Source organism: Pseudomonas sp. 3MAES_34.3B (assembly GCF_058145875.1).
This window is the reverse complement of record NZ_CM176960.1, coordinates 3,874,392-3,893,903: the sequence shown is the minus strand read 5'-3', so window position 1 is coordinate 3,893,903 and position 19,512 is coordinate 3,874,392. Positions and strand designations below refer to the sequence as shown.

The window sequence follows — 19,512 nt, the reverse complement described above, 5'->3', positions numbered from 1 at the left end:
TTTCGGAGAGAACGATGCAAAGGTTGTGTGTAGTAGTAATGCTGCTGATGTTGGGCGGGTGCATGAGCGTCAGCGACATGGGCGTGGTGGCCCGGGACCAGCTCAGCGATGCCGGTGTGCTCGATCATAGCCAGACCCGCCGTTCCACCAATTTCCGGCTGCAGCCCGACTCGTTCATCTACATCGCCCAGGGCTCGTTCGTCCCGCCAGGCGGCGCCTACCCGCGGCCCAATGTGGTGGCTGAAGAGGCCTTCCGTGGCTTCGTGGAATACTTCCCGATGGTTCGCCGCGCCGAACAGCCTGAAGGGCTGGAGCAAGCCTTGAGCGAGGCGCGGGGCGTGGGCGCCCACTATGTGCTGTACACCCGCTTCGCCCGTGCCGATGACCGCATTGGTAACCTGGACGAGTGGTCTGACCAGGAAGCCGTCGACCGCCTGGGCATCGACAGCGGCGTTGTTCAAATGATGCTGATCGAAACCAGCACCCGCTACCTGATCGATACCGCGACCATTCGCAGCCGTGGCGGCTTGCTCACCCTGCACAACAACAAGCCGGAAGATTTGCTTGGCCCACCGTTCGAGGACTACGCTCAGCGCTTGTTGGGAATGAGCCAGTAAGGAGGCGCCATGAGCGGCGCGGCAACGGTCAATGATTTGTTGGGGCAGATCCCCAGGGCGCAGGGGCTGCCCCCGGTTCATTTGTGGAACCCGGCCTTTTGCGGCGACATCGACATGCGCATCGCCCGCGACGGTACCTGGTATTACCTCGGTACGCCGATCGGCCGCAAACCGATGGTTCGGCTGTTCTCGACCATTCTGCGACGGGACGAGGACAAATGGTTCCTGGTGACCCCGGTGGAGAAAGTCGGGATCACCGTGGAAGACGCGCCCTTCGTGGCGGTTACCCTGGAGGTTGAAGGGGAGGGCGAGCACCAACGCCTGCACTTTACCGACAACGTCGAGAACCGTTTTACCGCAGGGCCCGAGCACCCATTGCGGGTAGTCACTGACGACGTTACCGGCGAACCCGCGCCCTACATCACGGTGCGGGGCAACCTCGAAGCCTTGATCCACCGTAACGTGTTCTACCAGCTGGTGGACCTGGCCATTACCCGAGAGGTGAACGGCCAGCGCCTGCTGGGGGTATGGAGCGACGGCGAGTTCTATTCGCTCGGCGAGGCCCCGTAACCGTCAGGGCTTGGCCACGTGCCACACCCCGCCCTTGTTATCGCCACCGGCCTCGCCTGGCTTGGCGTCGTTTTTCCAGGTGTACAGCGGCTTGTCTTTATACGCCCACTGCTGGCGGCCATCGTCGCGCTTGACCAGCGACCAGTCGCCTTCGGCCTTGGCGCCATCCTCGGCCACGAACGCGGGCCAGTTTTCCACGCATTTGCCATTGCACATGGACATACCGGTCATGTCTTGGTCGTAGGTGTACAGCACCTGGCCTTTACTGTCGGCCAATGCAGGGCCGCTGGCGGTGTTCGCCGTAGTCGCGGGCCCGGCGGCTTGCGCCACGCCGGCAAGGCAGGCGAGGGCGAGCAGTGCGGAAGTACCGATACGTTTCATGGAGCGCTCCTGTTGTGAGGTAGGGCGAGGCATGCGTCGCGATTGTCGCGGGCAGGCTTATGATTCCCGCCTGAGGGACAGTGCACAACAGGAAAACGCAGCGGTCCGTTAACGTTTTCGTTGGAAAACCGCGTTTTAGTAGTGTTTTCGCGAGGCCGGTAGCGTTTTCGATCTCTCAGTCACCATTTTTCGCTTACCATCGGTGTCTGTTCATCGCTTCGCTGTCCGTAGGAGACGCATCCATGCAGGTAGGCTTCAAGGCCCTCGCTGATCGGTACAGTATCGACCTTGTACAGCCTCTGCGGGTTGAATCCGTCATCGGCACCACACGTATGGTTCGTGAAAGCGAAAGGCAGCTTCATAACACCTACCCTTCCAGCTACCAGCCCACTGACGACTTTTCTGGCCATTTCGAGTTTGGGCTCAAGTACGAAGAGCTTCATCTGGAGTTCCTTGCCCGCTTGTTCGCGGTCACCGGCCCTGGGCCCATCGAGGCATGGTGCCGGGAGGCGCCCTTCGGGCAATATGCGCGCCGCGCCGGGTTTTTGTATGAATGGCTGACGGAAGAACGCTTGAATGTGCCCGATATTTCCAACGGTAGCTACGTTGACGCTGTTTCGTCCGAGCTTTATCTGACCCGGTCCAAGCCGGTACGTGTACAGCGCTGGCGTATCAAGGACAACCTTCCAGGCACGCCTCGGTTCTGCCCTTTGATTCGCCGCACTATTGCCGTTCAGGAAGCACTGCAGTTTGATGTGGGCGAAGCGTTACGCGAGCTGAACCGTAATTTCGGGCCCGACATTCTGATGCGCACAGCCAGCTGGCTGACGTTCAAGGAGTCCCGCGCCAGCTTTCTCATTGAGAAGGAAGCGGATCAGGCCGATAGAATCCAGCGATTTGCCCATGTCATCGCCCAGTATTGCGGGCACATCGAAGGCCCCTTGAGCGACAGCAGCCTGCATACGTTGCAGGCAGGTATTCTTGGCCATGATGCAATCGGGTTAGGGCTGCGGCGGTCACCGGTCTTCGTGGGGCAAGCAACGTTGCGCGAGAACATTGTGCATTACGTAGCCCCAGGGTTCGAACAGGTCCCGCAGCTTCTGGAAGGGCTCAAACAATTCGAAGAGGTCACCCGCGGCGCTGAACCATTGGTGCGTGCGGCAGCGCTGGCCTTCAGCTTTGTGTATATCCACCCCATGCGGGACGGCAATGGCCGAATTCATCGTTTTCTGATCAACGATACGTTGATCCGTGACAAGGCAGTGCCCGACGGCGTGATTCTCCCGGTGTCGGCGACAATTATCAGCTCTATTGATTTTCGGGCTCGGTATGACCGTACGCTTGAGGTCTTTTCCCGGCCGCTCATGCATCGCTACGCGGGGTCATACCGCTTCGGCGAGCTTGTTCAATACACAGACGGAACGCTGAGCAACCTGGTGTTTGATGATTATGCCGACGCGCTGTTTGCCTGGCGTTTCCCGGACCTTACGGAACATGTGCTGTACACGGCTCAGGTTGTCGCCCATACCGTACGCACCGAGATGGCCGAGGAAGCGCGTGTGCTGATGATCTTCCAGCGGGCTCAGGAGCAGATGAAGGAGGTGCTGGAAATGCCCGACCAGGATGCCAACCGCATCATTCGCTCACTCAAGGAAAACCACTGGCAAGTGTCCGGCAAGCTGAAAAAGGCGTACCCGCAACTTGAGGATGAACGCCGGGCGGAGCGTATCGTGGACGCCGTGCGCTCAGCCTTCGAATATTGGAAGGGGTGAGGGCGCGGCCCAGGGTGCCCGCCCCGTAAAACGAAAAAACCCGCCACAAAGGGCGGGTTTTTCGGGATTCAAAGGCGAGCACAGCAGCCTCTGAAACATTGATTGGCTCCGCGACCTGGACTCGAACCAGGGACCCAATGATTAACAGTCATTTGCTCTACCGACTGAGCTATCGCGGAACAACGGTGGCTATCTTACTGATAACGTTGAGGAAGTCAACGGGACGCGAGGGTGATGCGGACCCTTGTGGGAAGCGGGCGACAGCTCGCGAATGGTCATTTTTTCGCGAGCTTTCGCCCGCTTCCCACAGAGTTAGAGGCCTCCTACACGCGGAGCATTGAAGGCGTTACAACACCTTGATGATCGCCTCGGTCACCGCGCCCAGGTTGCTCTGGTTAAGCGCCGCGGCGCAGATGCGGCCGGTGTCCAGGGCATAGATGCCGAACTCGTTACGCAGGCGATGCACTTGTGCAGTGGTCAGGCCCGAGTAGGAGAACATCCCGCGCTGTTGCTTGATGAAGCTGAAGTCCTGCGCGGTGCCCAGGGCAGCCAGGCGGTCGACCATACCCAGGCGCATGTCGCGGATGCGGCTGCGCATTTCTGCCAGTTCCGCTTCCCACATGGCGCGCAGCTCCGGGCTGTTGAGCACGGTGGCCACGATCATCGCGCCGTGGGTGGGCGGGTTGGAGTAGTTGGTGCGGATCACTCGCTTGATCTGCGACAGCACTCGGGTGCTCTCGTCTTTCGAGGCGGTGACGATCGACAACGCGCCCACGCGCTCGCCGTACAGCGAGAAGGACTTGGAGAACGAGCTGGAGACGAAGAAGGTGAGGCCTGCCTCGGCGAACAACCGCACGGCTTCGGCGTCCTCGGGGATGCCGTCGCCGAAGCCCTGGTAGGCGATGTCCAGAAACGGCACATGGCCCTTGGCGCGAACCACGTCCAGCACCTGTTGCCAGTCCTCACGGGTGAGGTCTACCCCGGTCGGGTTGTGGCAGCACGCATGCAGCACCACTACCGAGCCGCTTGGCAGAGCGTTCAGGTCCTCCAGCAGGCCGGAACGGTTCACACCATGGCTGGTCGCATCATAGTAGCGATATTCGCGTACCGGGAAGCCGGCGGTTTCGAACAGGGCACGGTGGTTTTCCCAGCTTGGATCGCTGATTGCTACTACCGCCTCGGGGCGCAGGCGCTTGATGAAGTCGGCACCCAGCTTGAGCGCGCCGGTGCCGCCTACGGCCTGCACGGTGACTACACGGCCTTCGGCCAGCAACGGCGACTCGGCACCGAACAGCAAGGTTTGCACGGCCTTGTCATAAGCGGCGATGCCTTCGATCGGCAGGTAACCACGGGCGGCATGCTGGGCGACCCGTGCCTGCTCCGCTTCGATGACCGCGCGCAGCAGCGGGATCTTGCCTGCTTCGTTGTAGTAAACGCCTACACCCAGGTTGACCTTTTCAGGCCTGGGGTCGGCATTGAAGGCTTCGTTGAGGCCGAGGATAGGATCGCGGGGCGCCAATTCGACAGCGGAAAACAGGCTCATTAGGGACCGTGGCTCTGTAAAGGAGGGTGAAAAAATCCGCACCAACGCGGTGCGCCAACGGTCGATGAGTATAGAGAGGGTTGCGCGGGTTCGCGACAGCTAGTGTCCGATTTGTTCGTTTTTTTTTACACCCCTTAACACGGATAATCATATTTCACTGCCACCCGTATGTAAGGTGATATTTGACGCCTGTATAGCACCCCAGTACTGTTTATGGATACAGCCCTGCGGGGCGATTGAGGTAGCCCATGTCCGAATTCCAGCTTGTGACCCAATACCAGCCCGCCGGCGACCAGCCTGAGGCTATTCGCCAACTGGTGGAAGGCATCGATGCAGGCCTGGCCCATCAGACGCTGCTGGGTGTGACCGGGTCGGGCAAAACCTTCAGCATCGCCAACATGATCGCGCAGATAAAACGCCCCACGCTGGTACTGGCGCCCAACAAAACCTTGGCGGCGCAGCTATACGGTGAGTTCAAGGCATTCTTCCCGAACAATGCCGTGGAGTACTTCGTTTCCTACTACGACTACTACCAGCCTGAAGCCTATGTGCCGTCTTCGGACACCTTCATCGAGAAGGATGCCTCGATCAACGACCACATCGAACAGATGCGGCTGTCCGCCACCAAGGCGTTGCTGGAGCGCAAGGACGCGATCATCGTGACCACGGTGTCGTGCATCTACGGCCTGGGTAGCCCGGAAACCTACCTACGCATGGTGTTGCACCTGGACCGCGGTGACCGCTTCGACCAGCGCGAGCTGCTACGGCGGCTGGCCGAGTTGCAATACACCCGCAACGAAATGGACTTTGCCCGTGCCACCTTTCGCGTGCGTGGCGATGTGATTGACGTATTCCCGGCCGAGTCCGACCTCGAAGCCATCCGCATCGAGCTGTTCGACGACGAGATCGAAAACATCTCGTCCTTCGACCCGCTCACCGGCGAGATCATCCAGCGCCTGCCGCGTTATACCCTCTACCCGAAAACCCACTATGTAACCCCTCGGGAAACCATCGTCGGGGCCATTGAAAAGATCAAGGTTGAACTGGAAGAGCGGCTGGAATACCTGCGCGGCGCCAACAAGCTGGTAGAGGCTCAGCGGCTGGAGCAACGTACGCGGTTCGACCTGGAGATGATGCTGGAGCTGGGCTACTGCAACGGCATCGAAAACTACTCCCGCTACCTCTCCGGTCGGCCCGCCGGCGCGGCACCGCCCACGTTGTACGACTACCTGCCGCCCGAGGCGCTGTTGGTGATCGACGAATCCCATGTGAGCGTTCCGCAGGTCGGGGCGATGTACAAGGGTGACCGCTCCCGCAAGGAAACATTGGTGGAGTACGGCTTCCGCCTGCCTTCCGCGCTGGATAACCGCCCCATGCGCTTCGACGAGTGGGAAGCGATCATGCCGCAGACCATTTTCGTCTCCGCCACGCCCGGCCCCTATGAGCAGGAGCACGCCGGCAGGGTGGTGGAGCAGGTGGTTCGCCCCACCGGCCTGGTAGACCCGCAGATCGAAATCCGCCCGGCCTCTACTCAGGTGGACGACCTGTTGTCCGAGATTCGCAAGCGCGTGGCGCTAGATCAACGGGTGCTGGTCACCACGCTCACCAAGCGCATGTCCGAAGACCTTACCGATTACCTCGCCGATCACGATGTGCGGGTGCGTTACCTGCACTCGGACATCGACACGGTGGAGCGGGTGGAGATCATCCGCGACCTGCGCCTGGGCACCTTCGATGTGCTGGTGGGGATCAACCTGTTGCGCGAGGGCCTGGACATGCCGGAGGTGGCCCTGGTGGCCATTCTGGATGCCGACAAGGAAGGCTTCCTGCGCTCGGAGCGCTCGCTGATCCAGACCATCGGCCGCGCCGCGCGTAACCTCAACGGCCGGGCGATCCTCTATGCCGACAACATGACCGGCTCCATGGAACGGGCCATCAACGAAACCGAGCGGCGGAGGGAAAAGCAGATCGCTTTCAACGAAGCCAACGGCATCGTGCCCAAGGGGGTTGTACGCGACATCGCCGACATCCTCGAAGGCGCCAATATCCCCGGCGGCAAGAGCAAGAAGCGCAAGGGCATGGCCAAGGCTGCCGAAGAGAGCGCCAAATACGAAGCCGAGCTGCGCAGCCCGAGCGAGATCAACAAACGCATCCGCCAGTTGGAAGAGAAGATGCTCCAGTTCGCCCGGGACCTGGAGTTCGAAGCCGCGGCGCAAACCCGCGATGAAATCGGCAAGCTGCGCGAGCGGTTGCTGGCGGTGTAACCTGCGGGTAGCTGGCAGGTGTCGAAGGAGGCGATATGATCAGAGTCGTTGCGATAGGGATGTTGGCGCTTGCCTGTATCCCCGCTGCCGAAGCGAGCACCCGCTGCGGCAGGGAACTGATCAATCCTGGCGCCAGGCTCGGTGAAGTGCTGAGCCGCTGCGGGCCACCCGCGGCGCAGGCCAGCCAGCCCCCCGCGCTGCGCCCAAACGGGGTGCCGAGAAAAGGCGCGACCAAAACCGATGTACTGGTATACGGCCCCAATGGCGGCGCCTGGAAATACTGGCGCTTCCAGAATGACGTGCTGATACGCGTGGATACCCGCCGGGAAGCGCCGGACGGTGACCTTCTTTAATCTGGCCTGACCTCTTCGCGAGCTGTGGCATGCGCCCATAAAGTTGGACGAGTAAATCAGGCTGCTGCGGCCTGGGTCCTGTACGCCACAGGGCTCAGGCCGTCGAGCTTCATCTTGATGCGGTAATGATTGTAATAGTGAATGTATTCCTCAATCGCCGTCCATAGCTGATCGATGCTGGTAAAGCGCTCCCGGTAGAAGAACTCCGTCTTGAGCGTGCCGAAAAAACTTTCCATGGCCGCGTTGTCCAAGCAGTTACCTTTGCGCGACATGCTCTGTTCCAGACCCGCTGCCTGTAGCCGGTCGCGGTACTCCTGATAGCGGTAGTGCCAGCCCTGATCCGAGTGCAGCAGCGGCGTGGCACCGTCCGGCAAGCGCTTCAGAGCCTGCTCCAACATTTGCCCCACCAGCGCATACTGTGGGCGTTCGGCGAGCTGATAGGCCACGATCTCGCCGTTGTACAAGTCCAGCACGGGCGACAGGTACAGCTTTTCACTGCCCACCTTGAACTCGGTCACGTCGGTCACCCACTTCTGATTCGGCGCCTCGGCCTTGAAATTCCGGGCCAGCAGGTTGGGCGCGGCTACCCCTATCAGGCCGTTGTACGACTTGTACCGCTTGGGTCGTACCTTGCATTGAAGCCCCATCTCGCCCATCAGCCGACGCACTTTCTTGCTGTTGACCAGCTGCCCGTCGTGACGCAGGGTCGCGGTCACGCGGCGGTAGCCGTATCGGCCCTTGTGCTGATCCTGAATGCTCTGGATCGCAGCTTTCAGCGGGGCGCTCATGTCCCCGGCAGCAATCGCCTTGAGTTGGTAGTAGTAGGTGCTGCGCGCCAGCCCGGCCGCCTTGAGCAGCGCATCAAGGTCAAAGTCCGACCGCAGCGCGGTGACTATCCGGGCTTTTTCTTCCCGGCTGCCGCCTGCCTTTCCTTTTCCTCCCTTAACGCCTTCAACTTTTTTAGGTAAGCGTTCTCCACCCGAGCCTGGTACAGCCTGGCCAGCAACTGGTCATGGGTCAGGTCTTCATCCTTGATCGACTCGGATGGAAGGGGCGTCTGGGGTTTTGGAAATTTCGGCTTGGACATGACAACAGGCAATTCCTGGGGCCCCGGGCGCGGGGCTTCGATGGCGCTACTGTAGTACTCACGCTCCCATCTGCCCACCTGGCTGGAACAGCCGAGGTTGAACAGGGCCGCGACCTCTCGAAGCGATAGGTGATCGCGCCACTTCGTTTGCAGTACCATCAGCTTGAATTCGGTGGTGTACGACTGGCGCGCACGCGGCGTGACACCCTGTTCGCCATGTTGCCTATAGGCCGCAATCCAGCGGCGCAGCAGCGTGGGATCAACGCCGAAGTCGGCGCCAACGCGGCGAAAACCGTAGGCCCCAGAGAGGAAGGCGCCGATCGCTGAAAGCTTGAACTGCGTACTGTACTTGCTCATGAATACACCCCAGAGGTTGGATGGATGTCCAACTTCTAGGGCGCGCCTCACTGCGCCCGCTTCCCACGGGATAGGCTGATCGGCCGGCCTTCGCGTTTCTGTATCCCCTTGGGGCCACCCGCCCAGCCTGCTACCATTCCCTGCTTTGTACTGTCCTGTCCGAGAGCCCTCCATGAGCACCGTTCGCACCCGAATCGCGCCTTCGCCCACTGGCGACCCCCACGTTGGCACGGCGTACATCGCCCTGTTCAACTACTGCTTCGCCAAAAAGCACGGCGGTGAATTCATCCTGCGGATCGAGGACACCGACCAACTGCGTTCCACCCGCGAATCCGAGCAGCAGATCTTCGACGCCTTGCGCTGGCTCGGTATCGAATGGAGCGAGGGCCCGGACGTCGGTGGCCCGCACGGCCCGTACCGGCAAAGCGAGCGTGGCGAGATCTACAAGCGCTACGCCCAACAACTGGTAGACGCCGGCCATGCCTTCCCGTGCTTCTGCACCGCCGAAGAGCTGGACCAGATGCGCGCCGAGCAAATGGCCCGTGGTGAAACCCCGCGCTATGACGGCCGCGCCCTGTTGCTGTCCGCGGAAGAAGTGCAGCGCCGCCTGGCTGCGGGCGAGCCCCATGTGATCCGCATGAAAGTGCCCAGCGAAGGCGTGTGCGTGGTGCCGGACATGCTCCGCGGCGACGTGGAAATCCCGTGGGACCGCATGGACATGCAGGTGCTGATCAAGACCGACGGCCTGCCCACCTACTTCCTCGCCAACGTGGTGGACGACCACCTCATGGGCATCACCCACGTGCTGCGTGGCGAGGAATGGCTACCGTCCGCGCCCAAGCTGATGAAGCTGTACGAGTACTTTGGCTGGGAGCAGCCACAGCTGTGCTACATGCCGCTGCTGCGCAACCCGGACAAGTCCAAGCTCTCCAAACGCAAGAACCCCACCTCCGTCACGTTCTACGAGCGTATGGGCTTCATGCCTGAGGCCATGCTCAATTACCTGGGGCGCATGGGCTGGTCCATGCCGGACGAACGCGAAAAGTTCTCCCTCGACGAAATGGTCGAGCACTTCGACCTGTCCCGCGTATCGCTGGGCGGGCCGATCTTCGATATCGAAAAGCTGTCGTGGCTAAATGGCCAGTGGTTGCGCGAGCTGCCGGTAGAAGAGTTCGCCGCGCGCGTGCGCAAATGGGCCTTCAATCAGGATTACCTGATGAAGATCGCACCGCTGGTGCAGGGCAGGGTAGAAACCTTCAGCCAGGTCGCTCCGTTGGGTGGTTTCTTCTTCGAGGGTGGCGTGCGCCCGGATCCCGCCCTGTTCGCTTCCAAGAAGCTCACCCCAGACCAGGTTCGTCAGGTGATCCAGCTGATCCTTTGGAAGCTGGAAGGGTTGCGGCAGTGGGAGAAGGATCGCATCACCGCCTGTATCCAGGCCGTGGTAGACGCACTGCAGCTCAAGCTGCGCGACGCCATGCCGCTGATGTTCGCCAGCATCACCGGCCAGGCGAGCTCGGTGTCGGTGCTGGACGCCATGGAAATCATTGGCCCGGACCTTACCCGCTACCGCTTGCGCCAGGCGCTGGACCTGCTGGGCGGCGTGTCGAAGAAAGAAAACAAGGAGTGGGAAAAACTGCTGGCTGACATCGGCTGACAGCCTGGGGTCGCGATCACGGGAGGGAAGGGCGCTGCGCTTGCGGCCCCTTCGCCCCGTAAATTCGAGGCGCGACCCTAACCCTTTGAATGCCGGGAATAATTTTTTAAAAATTTCTGAAAATTAGTTTGACAGGGTAGGGGTGTCGTCTTAATATGCGCCCCGTCCACGACATGGTGCTGAAACAAGGCGCCGCGCTGTGGGGCTATAGCTCAGCTGGGAGAGCGCTTGCATGGCATGCAAGAGGTCGACGGTTCGATCCCGTCTAGCTCCACCAAATTCCTCGCCCCAGGTGTTGTAAACCTCGGGCAGGCCGGTTACCAGACCGGCCGGAAAGAAGGTCTGTCCCCTTCGTCTAGTGGCCTAGGACACCGCCCTTTCACGGCGGTAACAGGGGTTCGAGTCCCCTAGGGGACGCCATTTTCACCTGTATCGCTTCGGCGTTACACGCCGCCAGGCGTAAAATCGGGGCTATAGCTCAGCTGGGAGAGCGCTTGCATGGCATGCAAGAGGTCGACGGTTCGATCCCGTCTAGCTCCACCATTTTGCCAGGGCCTGCTACGGCGGGCCTGCTCGAAGGTTTGCGTCCCCTTCGTCTAGTGGCCTAGGACACCGCCCTTTCACGGCGGTAACAGGGGTTCGAGTCCCCTAGGGGACGCCACGTTTACCCCGATCTCCGGGAATCAAGGCTCATTCGATTATTGAATGGGCCTTTTGTTTTTCCGGCCCTATGGTGAGCGCAGGAGAGCATATGAACTGGGATCTGCCGTCACCCTTTACCCTCGACCTCCGTGTCAGCGCCGACGACATCGACGGGCTCGGCCACGCCAACAACGCCGTCTATGTTTCCTGGCTCGAGCGCTGTGCCTGGCGCCATTCGGGCTATCTTGGCCTGGACCTGGTCGAATACCGTCGGCTGGACCGCGCCATGGCCGTGTTACGCCACGAAATCGACTACCTGGCCGCCGCTTACGAAGACGACGAACTCGTAATGGGCACCTGGATCATCGACTGGGACCAGCGCCTGAAGATGAACCGCCGCTTCCAGCTCATTCGCCCTTCCGACGGTGCCACGCTGTTGCGTGCGCAAACCACCTTCGTGTGCATCGAGCTATCGACTGGCCGGCCCAAGCGCATGCCGAGCGAATTCATCGACGGCTATGGCTGTGCCATCCAGCCGGCCCCTGCCACACCTGAGAACTGAACCTATGCAACTCGCCCTGGCGCCTATGGAAGGGCTGGTCGATAACATCCTGCGCGACGTGCTTACCCGTGTGGGGGGCATCGACTGGTGCGTGACCGAGTTTATCCGCGTGTCCGACCGCGCGCTCCCGCCGTCGTCCTTCCTCAAGCTGGCGCCCGAATTGGCCCATGGCAGCCAGACCCGCGCCGGTACGCCGTTGCACGTTCAGCTGCTGGGCTCCGATCCCGTGCTGCTGGGCGACAGCGCCGCCGTGGCCAGCGAACTGGGCGCGCCGGTGATCGACCTGAATTTCGGTTGCCCGGCCAAAACGGTGAATCGCTCTCGCGGGGGCGCTGTGTTGCTCAACGAGCCCGAGTTGTTGCACGCGATCGTCAGCGAAGTGCGCCGCAGCACCCCCTCGCACATTCCCGTCACAGCGAAAATGCGCCTGGGTTACGCCAGCCCCTCCAGCGCCATGGACTGCGCTCGCGCGTTGGCCGATGGTGGCGCGGAGCGCATCGTGGTGCATGCCCGTACCAAGCTGGAGGGCTACAAGCCGCCGGCGCATTGGGAATGGGTGGCGAGGGTACAGGATGCGGTGAAGGTACCGGTGTATGCCAACGGCGAAATCTGGACCGTAGAGGATTGGCAGCGTTGCCGTGAGGTTAGCGGCGCGCAGCACTTCATGCTGGGGCGCGGGCTGGTCTCCCGGCCTGATCTGGCCCTGCAGATCGCTGCAGCGGCGCAAGGCAAGGCGGTAGTACCCATGACGTGGGACGATCTGCTGCCCCTGTTGCAAGACTTCTGGCTGCAGGCCACCGCCAAGCTTTCGCCCCGTTATGCCCCAGGGCGGTTGAAGCAATGGGTGGCCATGCTCACCCGCACTTATCCGGCCGCGGTAGAGCTGTTCACCGCGCTGCGGCAGGAAACCGACTGCACGCGCATCAGCGAAATGCTTGGCCTCGAGGCGCCCGTAGCCGCGTAAAAAAAAGCCGACGAACGGTCTTGAAAGCTTTAAGTGAGCCCCTATCTGTTAGGTACGCGATGCCGAAGTCGGGTCGCGGAATCAACTACTCGCTGAAATCTCAGGAGATCGTCATGAGCACTGCATTTTCCTTGGCTCCACTGTTCCGTCATTCCGTTGGCTTCGATCGTTTCAACGATCTGTTCGAGTCGGCGTTGCGCAATGAGTCGGGTAGCACCTACCCACCCTACAACGTCGAGAAACATGGCGATAACGAATACCGCATCGTCGTGGCCGCGGCAGGCTTCCATGAGCAGGACCTCGACCTGCAGGTCGAGAAAGGCGTGCTGACCGTCACCGGCGGCAAGAACCGCGAGGGCGACACCAGCAGCATCACCTACCTGCACCAGGGCATTGCCCAGCGGGCCTTCAAGCTGTCCTTCCGCCTGGCTGACCATATCGAGGTCAAGGCGGCCGGCCTGCAGAATGGTTTGCTGAACATCGACCTGCTGCGTGTAGTGCCGGAAGAGGCCAAGCCAAAACGCATCCCGATCGGTGGTACGCAGCCTGTGCTGGAACATTGATCGCTCGACGCGAGAAGTGAAAAGGGGCGCCTGGTGGGGCGCCCCTTTTTTATTAACCGACGACATTCTGTAGGAAGCGGCGGGGCAAAAGGCCTCCTACGCGCCCACCAGCAACTCCTTGAATTGCTCCAGCGGCACCGGGCGGCTGTACAGGTAGCCCTGGTAGTAATGGCACCCCAGCCCGTCGAGGAAATCCAGCTGCTCGGTCAGTTCCACACCCTCAGCAATCACGGTCAGCTCCAGGCTACGGGCCATGGCCACGATTGCGCGGATGATCTCGGCATCGTTGGGGTCGTGGGTGCAATCGCGCACGAAGGATTGGTCGATCTTCAACGTGTCCACCGGCAGCCGTTTCAGGTAGGTGAGGGACGAATACCCCGTGCCGAAGTCATCCATCGCAAAACTCACGCCCAATTTTTTCAGCGCGCGCATCTTGCTGATGGTGTCCTCCAGGTTCTGGATCACGATGCCTTCGGTGATTTCCAGCTTGAGCAGGCTACACGGCAACTGGTTGTGGCTGAGGCTGCGCTCGATGCGGGCGACGAAATCGGTTTGGCGAAATTGCCGCGGGCTTATGTTCACGCACAGGCTGAACTCGCTGGCATTGATCAACCCGGCCTGCAGCAGCCTGGCGCAGGCACCGCAGGCTTCGTCCAGTATCCAGTTGCCCACATCCAGAATCAGCCCGCTTTCTTCCAGCACCTGAATGAACTGCGCCGGCGATTGCTGCCCCAGCTGCGGATGCATCCAGCGCAGCAACACTTCGGCGCCAATGATACGGTCGTCGCGCGCATCGACCTGCGGCTGGAAGTACAGGTGCAGTTCACCCCGGCTAAGGGCCAGGCGCAGGTCGTTTTCCATGCGTAGTCGTTCACTGGCGGCCTTTTGCATGGCGCTATGAAACATCTGCGCGGTGTTGCGGCCGGAATCCTTGGCGCGGTACAGGGCGATGTCCGCGCGCTTGAGCAGGTCCGCCGGGCTGGTGCCGTGGTCGGGGATCAGCGCCATCCCGATGCTCGGTGTCACGCGTAGCCGATGGCCATCGAGGGACATTGGCTCGGCTAGCAGTTCGCGCAGCGTATCGGCCAGGGCGCGCACCTCGGCCGTGACCTCGCTGCGGCTACCTTCCAGCCCGCCCACCAGGATCACGAACTCATCCCCGCCCAGCCGTGCCACCGTGTCCTCCAGCCGCACGCTGGCTTCCAGCCGGGCGGTGACAATCTTGAGGACCGTATCGCCCACGGGGTGCCCGAGCGAATCGTTGATGTGCTTGAAATGGTCCAGGTCGAGGAACAGCAACGCGCCGCGCTGGTTATACCGCTTGAGCAACGTCACCTGCTGGCTGATGCGGTCCATCAGCAAGGCCCGGTTAGCCAGGTTGGTGAGGGGGTCGTGGTATGCCAGGTGCTGGATCTGCGCCTGGGCGTTCTTGAGCTGGCTTACGTCACGCGCCGTCATCAGCATGCATGGGGTGTTGTCGAGGGTGATGGGTTCGAGGGTGATCTCCAGGATCAGCGGCTCGCCGGTCTTGCGCCGTGCGATGATTTCTCGATGGCGAACGCGGGCGAACCGCCTCAGCTCTTCCTTGAGCATCGCCTGTTGATGCTCGTCACTCCACAGCCCCAGCTCCTCGGCGGTGCGCCCGATCACTTCGCCGGCGGTCCAGCCAAAGGTCTCGCAGAACGTGGGGTTCGCCTCAACGAAGCGGCCCGTGGCCTGCTCGCTCACGCACACCGGGTAAGGGCTGGCCTGGAACAGCCGCACGAATTTATCTTCGGAATGCAGCAGCCGCTGCTCTCGCTCAACCTGGTCGGTGATGTCCAGCAGTGTGCCCGCCATGCGCAGTGGCGTGTGGTCTGCGTCGCGGTGCAGCCGGGCGCGGGTTTCCAGGTAGCGGATAGCCCCTTGGCCTGCGTCCACGCGGTAGGTCACCTGATACTCGCTGCCACCCCCGGCGATCAGTTGGCGATACAGGTGGCGCATGGTCCGGCGGTCTTGTGCATTGATGTGCCGGAAGAACACGGCAAAGCTCTGGTGGAAGGGCGCGGCGGGCAGCCCATGCAGTTGAGCGGCCCGCGGCGAGCCATAGAGCATGCCGCTTGGGATGTGCCAGTCCCAGGTGCCGAGCCGGGCGGATTCCAGCGCCAGGTCCAGGCGCTCCTGGCTGTCCTTGAGCAATTGTTCGGCTCGGATGCGTTCGCTGGTGTCCACGAAGGTGCTGAGCAGGAACGCGCGCCCGTCCAGGTCGATGTTCTGGCTGCAAAGGATGCCTTGACGCAATTGCCCGGTAGCGGCGCGCAAGCGCACTTGCGTGACGATGGGTTCGTTACTGGAAAGCGTCGCCAGCATCAGCTCCGTGCGTTCTGGCGGGTCGGCCCAGAGCGCCAGTTCCTCGGTGGTCTTGTTGATCACCTGGTCGGCGGGCCAGCCGAGCACCTTTTCGAAGTGATGATTCACTTCGTAGATCAACCCGTCGCTGCGGCGGGTGAGCATCACCACGTTCGGGCTGAGCTGGAAGAGCGTGGCGAAGCGTTTTTCCGACGCGATCAGCGCAGCTTCACGCTCGCGCTGTTGAGTAATTTCACGTACCACACCCACCATGTGCGGGCGACCGTCGCGGCCACTGACCAGGCTGCCACTGATTTCTATCCAATGCAGGCTGCCGTCCGGCCAGCGAATCCGGTGGCGCATGGCCTGGTCCAACGGTTCGCCGCGCAGCACAGCCTCGAAGGCTTGCAGGGTGCGGGTCTGGTCCTCCTCAGGCAGCAGGTCCAGGTAGTCGATATCTTGTGCAAGCCGAACTTGGGGGTCGAAGCCGAACAGAGCCTGGGTGCCCCGGGACCAATTGATCACCCCTTCCTCGATGTCCCAATACCATGCGCCCAACCGGGCGCCGTTGAGCGCGGCGAGCAGTTGCGATGCACTTTCCCACAACGCTTCCGCTTCCCGAGGGTCGGCCGCCTGTATTCGCGGCAAACGGGCACGTGCTTTGAGGCTCTTGGGCATGAGGCCGGGCTTCCTTGATCGGGCAATTGCCTGTGTCTGTCATTCAGAGACAGTTTCTGCTTCCAGTAATGCCATGAACGCGCGCGCGGCGTTCGAGAGCGTTCTTTCCGTATGCACGATGTAGCCTAGCTTGCGGTTCAGTTGCACGCCCGGAAGTGACAGCCTTGTCACCTGGTCATCCAGCATGGTGCGCGGCAGCACGCTCCAGGCCAGCCCGATGGACACCATCATCTTGATCGTTTCCAGGTAGTTGGTGCTCATGGCGATATTGGGAGTAAGCCCCTGTGCCTGGAACAGGTGCCGAACGATGTGGTGAGTAAAGGTATTGCCCCCCGGGAATACCGCCGGGTGGCGAGCGATATCCTGGAGTGATACCTGTTCCTGACGCGCCAGCGCATGCTCTGGCGCGGCCACCAGGTCCAGTGGGTCGTCCCAGATCTGCACAGCCTTCACTAGCCCGTACGGCTCGGGTGCCAGAGTGATCACCGCCAGTTCGGCACGGCCGTGCAAAATTTCCTCGTAGGCCACTTCGGAATCCAGAAACTGGATATCCAGCGCCACGTTGGGATAGCGGCGGGTAAAGGCCCTTAATAGCGGCGGCAACCGGTGCAGGCCAATGTGATGGCTGGTCGCCAAGGTCAGCCGGCCGGTGACCTCGCCATTGAGGTTACTCAAGGCCCGGCGGGTGTCGTCCAGCACGTTGAGGATTTGATAGGCCCGTGGCAGCAAGGCCCGCCCGGCCTCAGTCAGGCTGACCTCGCGGCCCAGCCGATCGAACAGGCGTGTATTGAGTTGTGCTTCCAGCCCGGCGATACGTTTGCTGATGGCCGGCTGGGTGAGATGAAGGCGCTCGCCTGTATTAGAGAAGCTGCCGGTTTCGGCCACACTGATAAACGCGCTTAGGTTTGCCAGATCCACCCGGTGAAATTCCTTGTTGTTATCCAGAACATAAAAATTATGAATTTGAGTTATTCAATCTAACGCCATAGCATCCCTATCACAAGCAGAGGCACCTCAATCGAGCAGCGACAAAACGCCGCCATGCCACTGCCACAAGTCATAGCCTGACGAGGAACCGATCGATGGCCGGTAGAACGCTTTACGACAAGCTTTGGGATGCTCATTTGGTCAAGCAGCGGGACGATGGCTCGGCGCTGATCTATATCGATCGCCACATCGTTCACGAAGTGACCTCACCCCAGGCTTTCGAAGGGCTAAGGCTGGCCGGCCGTACCCCGTGGCGCGTGGACAGCATTGTCGCTACCCCCGACCACAACGTACCTACCACCCCCGAGCGCAAGGGCGGCATCGAGGCCATCGCCGACCAGGTGTCGCGCCTGCAGGTGCAAACCCTCGACGACAATTGCGATGAATACGGCATCACCGAATTCAAGATGAATGACGAGCGCCAGGGTATCGTTCACGTGATTGGCCCGGAGCAGGGCGCGACCTTGCCGGGCATGACCGTGGTGTGTGGCGACTCCCACACCTCTACCCATGGTGCGTTCGGCGCGCTGGCCCATGGCATTGGCACTTCGGAAGTGGAGCACGTGCTCGCGACCCAGTGCCTGGTCGCCAAGAAGATGAAAAACATGCAGGTACTGGTCGAAGGCACCTTGCCGTTCGGCGTGACTGCCAAGGACATCGTGCTGGCGGTGATCGGCAAGATCGGCACCGCAGGCGGTAATGGGCATGCCATCGAATTCGCTGGCAGCGCCATCCGTGACCTGTCGGTTGAAGGCCGCATGACCATTTGCAACATGTCCATCGAGGCCGGCGCCCGTGTGGGCCTGGTGGCGTGCGACGAAAAAACCATCGCCTACGTGAAAGGTCGCCCGTTCGCCCCGAGCGGCGATAACTGGGAAAAAGCCGTTGCCGAGTGGCAAGGGCTGAAGTCTGATGACGACGCCCGTTTCGATACCGTGGTGCGCTTGAACGCCGCCGAGATCAAGCCGCAGGTCAGCTGGGGCACGTCTCCGGAAATGGTGCTGGCGGTGGACCAGGCTGTTCCAGACCCGGCCGCCGAGGCCGACCTGGTAAAACGTGGCTCGATCGAGCGGGCCCTCAAGTACATGGGACTGCGGGCAAACCAGCCGATCACTGATATTCGCCTGGACCGTATTTTCATTGGTTCCTGTACCAACTCGCGCATCGAAGACCTGCGCGCCGCCGCGGAGGTTGCCAAGGGCCGTAAGGTCGCCGCCACCATCAAGCAGGCGATCGTAGTGCCCGGCTCCGGCCTGGTGAAGGCCCAGGCCGAGCGGGAAGGGCTGGACCGCATTTTCATCGAAGCGGGCTTCGAATGGCGCGAACCCGGCTGCTCCATGTGCCTGGCCATGAACCCGGACCGCCTGGAATCGGGCGAGCACTGCGCTTCCACCTCCAACCGCAACTTCGAAGGGCGCCAGGGCGCTGGTGGCCGTACTCACCTGGTGAGCCCGGCCATGGCCGCCGCCGCCGCCGTCGTTGGCCACTTCATAGACGTCCGTGAACTGTCCCAGGAGAGCGCAGCATGAAAGCCTTCACCCAGCACACTGGCCTTGCCGCGCCCCTGGACCGCGCCAACGTCGACACCGACCAGATCATTCCCAAGCAATTCTTGAAGTCGATCAAGCGCACGGGGTTCGGCCCCAACCTGTTCGACGAGTGGCGCTACCTGGATGTGGGCCAGCCCTACCAGGACAATTCCAAGCGCCCGCTCAATACCGAATTCGTGTTGAACCAGCCACGCTACGAGGGCGCCAGTGTATTGCTGGCCCGGGAAAACTTCGGTTGCGGCTCCAGCCGTGAGCACGCGCCTTGGGCGCTGGACGAATACGGCTTCCGCTGCGTGATTGCCCCCAGCTTCGCGGACATCTTCTTCAACAACAGCTTCAAGAATGGCCTGCTGCCGATCATTCTCGATGCCAGCGACGTGGATGAACTGTTCCGCCAGGTAGAGGCCGAGCCGGGTTATCAGCTGGCCATCGACCTGGCCGCGCAAACCGTTACCCGTCCCGATGGCAAGGCGTACAGCTTCGAGATCGACGAATTCCGCAAGCATTGCCTGCTGCATGGCCTGGACGACATCGGCCTGACCTTGCAGGATGCCGACGCTATCCGCGCCTTCGAAACCCGGCACAAGGCAGCGCAGCCCTGGCTGTTCCGCTGATCCCCCCAGGCGCCACACATTTACCG

At 61.4% G+C, this 19,512-nt stretch carries 16 protein-coding genes and 5 tRNA genes; 15 read left to right on the top strand and 6 right to left on the bottom strand.

The genetic code is table 11. The features are described 5' to 3' along the window. Positions 1-14: 14 nt before the first annotated feature. Entirely contained in the window at positions 15-617 is a 603-nt protein-coding gene (locus AC3Z8Y_RS17225; RefSeq protein WP_490086853.1) for a DUF4823 domain-containing protein, read from the top strand. A gap of 9 nt (positions 618-626) precedes the next feature. Next, positions 627-1,187, top strand: a complete 561-nt coding sequence (locus AC3Z8Y_RS17220; protein WP_490086852.1) for a DUF1285 domain-containing protein — start codon at positions 627-629, stop codon at positions 1,185-1,187. Between the two features lie 3 nt (positions 1,188-1,190). On the opposite strand, the gene AC3Z8Y_RS17215 is transcribed toward AC3Z8Y_RS17220, so the two are convergent. Continuing rightward, complete coding sequence (locus AC3Z8Y_RS17215) at positions 1,191-1,568, bottom strand: COG4315 family predicted lipoprotein (protein WP_490086851.1); 378 nt, start codon at positions 1,566-1,568, stop codon at positions 1,191-1,193. A 242-nt stretch (positions 1,569-1,810) separates the two neighbouring features. Between AC3Z8Y_RS17215 and AC3Z8Y_RS17210 the strand changes: the two genes are divergently transcribed. Further along, positions 1,811-3,340: a Fic family protein gene (locus AC3Z8Y_RS17210; protein ID WP_490086850.1), complete on the top strand. Its 1,530-nt coding sequence runs from the start codon at positions 1,811-1,813 to the stop codon at positions 3,338-3,340. A 103-nt stretch (positions 3,341-3,443) separates the two neighbouring features. On the opposite strand, the gene AC3Z8Y_RS17205 is transcribed toward AC3Z8Y_RS17210, so the two are convergent. Continuing rightward, positions 3,444-3,519, bottom strand: a tRNA-Asn gene (locus AC3Z8Y_RS17205). Between the two features lie 167 nt (positions 3,520-3,686). Next, positions 3,687-4,883, bottom strand: coding sequence for an amino acid aminotransferase (locus tag AC3Z8Y_RS17200; RefSeq protein WP_490086849.1), 1,197 nt, complete (start codon positions 4,881-4,883; stop codon positions 3,687-3,689). A 248-nt stretch (positions 4,884-5,131) separates the two neighbouring features. On the opposite strand from AC3Z8Y_RS17200, the gene uvrB reads away from it, so the two are divergent. Further along, positions 5,132-7,147 (top strand): excinuclease ABC subunit UvrB, encoded by a 2,016-nt coding sequence (gene uvrB, locus AC3Z8Y_RS17195; protein WP_490086848.1) that lies wholly within the window; start codon positions 5,132-5,134, stop codon positions 7,145-7,147. A 35-nt stretch (positions 7,148-7,182) separates the two neighbouring features. Continuing rightward, on the top strand, positions 7,183-7,500 hold the full coding sequence (locus tag AC3Z8Y_RS17190; protein ID WP_490086847.1) for a DUF2845 domain-containing protein: 318 nt from the start codon (positions 7,183-7,185) through the stop codon (positions 7,498-7,500). A gap of 56 nt (positions 7,501-7,556) precedes the next feature. Here the strand turns inward: AC3Z8Y_RS17190 and AC3Z8Y_RS17185 are convergent. Then, positions 7,557-8,944, bottom strand: a protein-coding gene (locus AC3Z8Y_RS17185; protein WP_490086846.1) for an IS3 family transposase whose coding sequence is annotated in 2 segments (ribosomal slippage) — positions 7,557-8,428 and positions 8,428-8,944 — 1,389 coding nt in all. Because the reading frame shifts where the segments join, the coding sequence is not laid out codon by codon here. Between the two features lie 172 nt (positions 8,945-9,116). Here AC3Z8Y_RS17185 and gltX point away from each other — a divergent pair. From gltX to AC3Z8Y_RS17145, 8 genes are all read left to right on the top strand, one after another. After that, positions 9,117-10,598 carry a glutamate--tRNA ligase gene (gene gltX, locus AC3Z8Y_RS17180; RefSeq protein WP_490086845.1) on the top strand — a complete coding sequence of 494 codons (1,482 nt, stop codon included), beginning with the start codon at positions 9,117-9,119 and terminating at the stop codon, positions 10,596-10,598. A gap of 201 nt (positions 10,599-10,799) precedes the next feature. Continuing rightward, a tRNA-Ala gene (locus AC3Z8Y_RS17175) sits at positions 10,800-10,875 on the top strand. Positions 10,876-10,942: 67 nt separating this feature from the next. Further along, positions 10,943-11,018 (top strand) — tRNA-Glu (locus AC3Z8Y_RS17170). A 47-nt stretch (positions 11,019-11,065) separates the two neighbouring features. After that, positions 11,066-11,141, top strand: a tRNA-Ala gene (locus tag AC3Z8Y_RS17165). Between the two features lie 42 nt (positions 11,142-11,183). Beyond that, positions 11,184-11,259, top strand: a tRNA-Glu gene (locus AC3Z8Y_RS17160). A 90-nt stretch (positions 11,260-11,349) separates the two neighbouring features. Continuing rightward, on the top strand, positions 11,350-11,802 hold the full coding sequence (locus AC3Z8Y_RS17155; RefSeq protein ID WP_181111650.1) for an acyl-CoA thioesterase: 453 nt from the start codon (positions 11,350-11,352) through the stop codon (positions 11,800-11,802). Positions 11,803-11,806: 4 nt separating this feature from the next. After that, positions 11,807-12,766 (top strand): tRNA dihydrouridine synthase, encoded by a 960-nt coding sequence (locus tag AC3Z8Y_RS17150; RefSeq protein WP_490086844.1) that lies wholly within the window; start codon positions 11,807-11,809, stop codon positions 12,764-12,766. Between the two features lie 113 nt (positions 12,767-12,879). After that, positions 12,880-13,329 carry an Hsp20 family protein gene (locus AC3Z8Y_RS17145; RefSeq protein ID WP_490086843.1) on the top strand — a complete coding sequence of 150 codons (450 nt, stop codon included), beginning with the start codon at positions 12,880-12,882 and terminating at the stop codon, positions 13,327-13,329. 96 nt (positions 13,330-13,425) lie between these two features. On the opposite strand, the gene AC3Z8Y_RS17140 is transcribed toward AC3Z8Y_RS17145, so the two are convergent. Both AC3Z8Y_RS17140 and AC3Z8Y_RS17135 read right to left on the bottom strand, forming a co-directional pair. Beyond that, positions 13,426-16,335 (bottom strand): EAL domain-containing protein, encoded by a 2,910-nt coding sequence (locus AC3Z8Y_RS17140; protein ID WP_490086842.1) that lies wholly within the window; start codon positions 16,333-16,335, stop codon positions 13,426-13,428. 39 nt (positions 16,336-16,374) lie between these two features. Further along, positions 16,375-17,253 carry a LysR family transcriptional regulator gene (locus tag AC3Z8Y_RS17135; RefSeq protein ID WP_490086841.1) on the bottom strand — a complete coding sequence of 293 codons (879 nt, stop codon included), beginning with the start codon at positions 17,251-17,253 and terminating at the stop codon, positions 16,375-16,377. 164 nt (positions 17,254-17,417) lie between these two features. Here AC3Z8Y_RS17135 and leuC point away from each other — a divergent pair, with 164 nt between their 5' ends. Beyond that, on the top strand, positions 17,418-18,851 hold the full coding sequence (gene leuC / locus AC3Z8Y_RS17130; RefSeq protein ID WP_490086840.1) for a 3-isopropylmalate dehydratase large subunit: 1,434 nt from the start codon (positions 17,418-17,420) through the stop codon (positions 18,849-18,851). Then, positions 18,848-19,486 carry a 3-isopropylmalate dehydratase small subunit gene (leuD, locus tag AC3Z8Y_RS17125; RefSeq protein ID WP_490086839.1) on the top strand — a complete coding sequence of 213 codons (639 nt, stop codon included), beginning with the start codon at positions 18,848-18,850 and terminating at the stop codon, positions 19,484-19,486. Before leuC ends, leuD begins: the two co-directional genes overlap by 4 nt. The last annotated feature ends 26 nt before the right edge of the window (positions 19,487-19,512 follow it).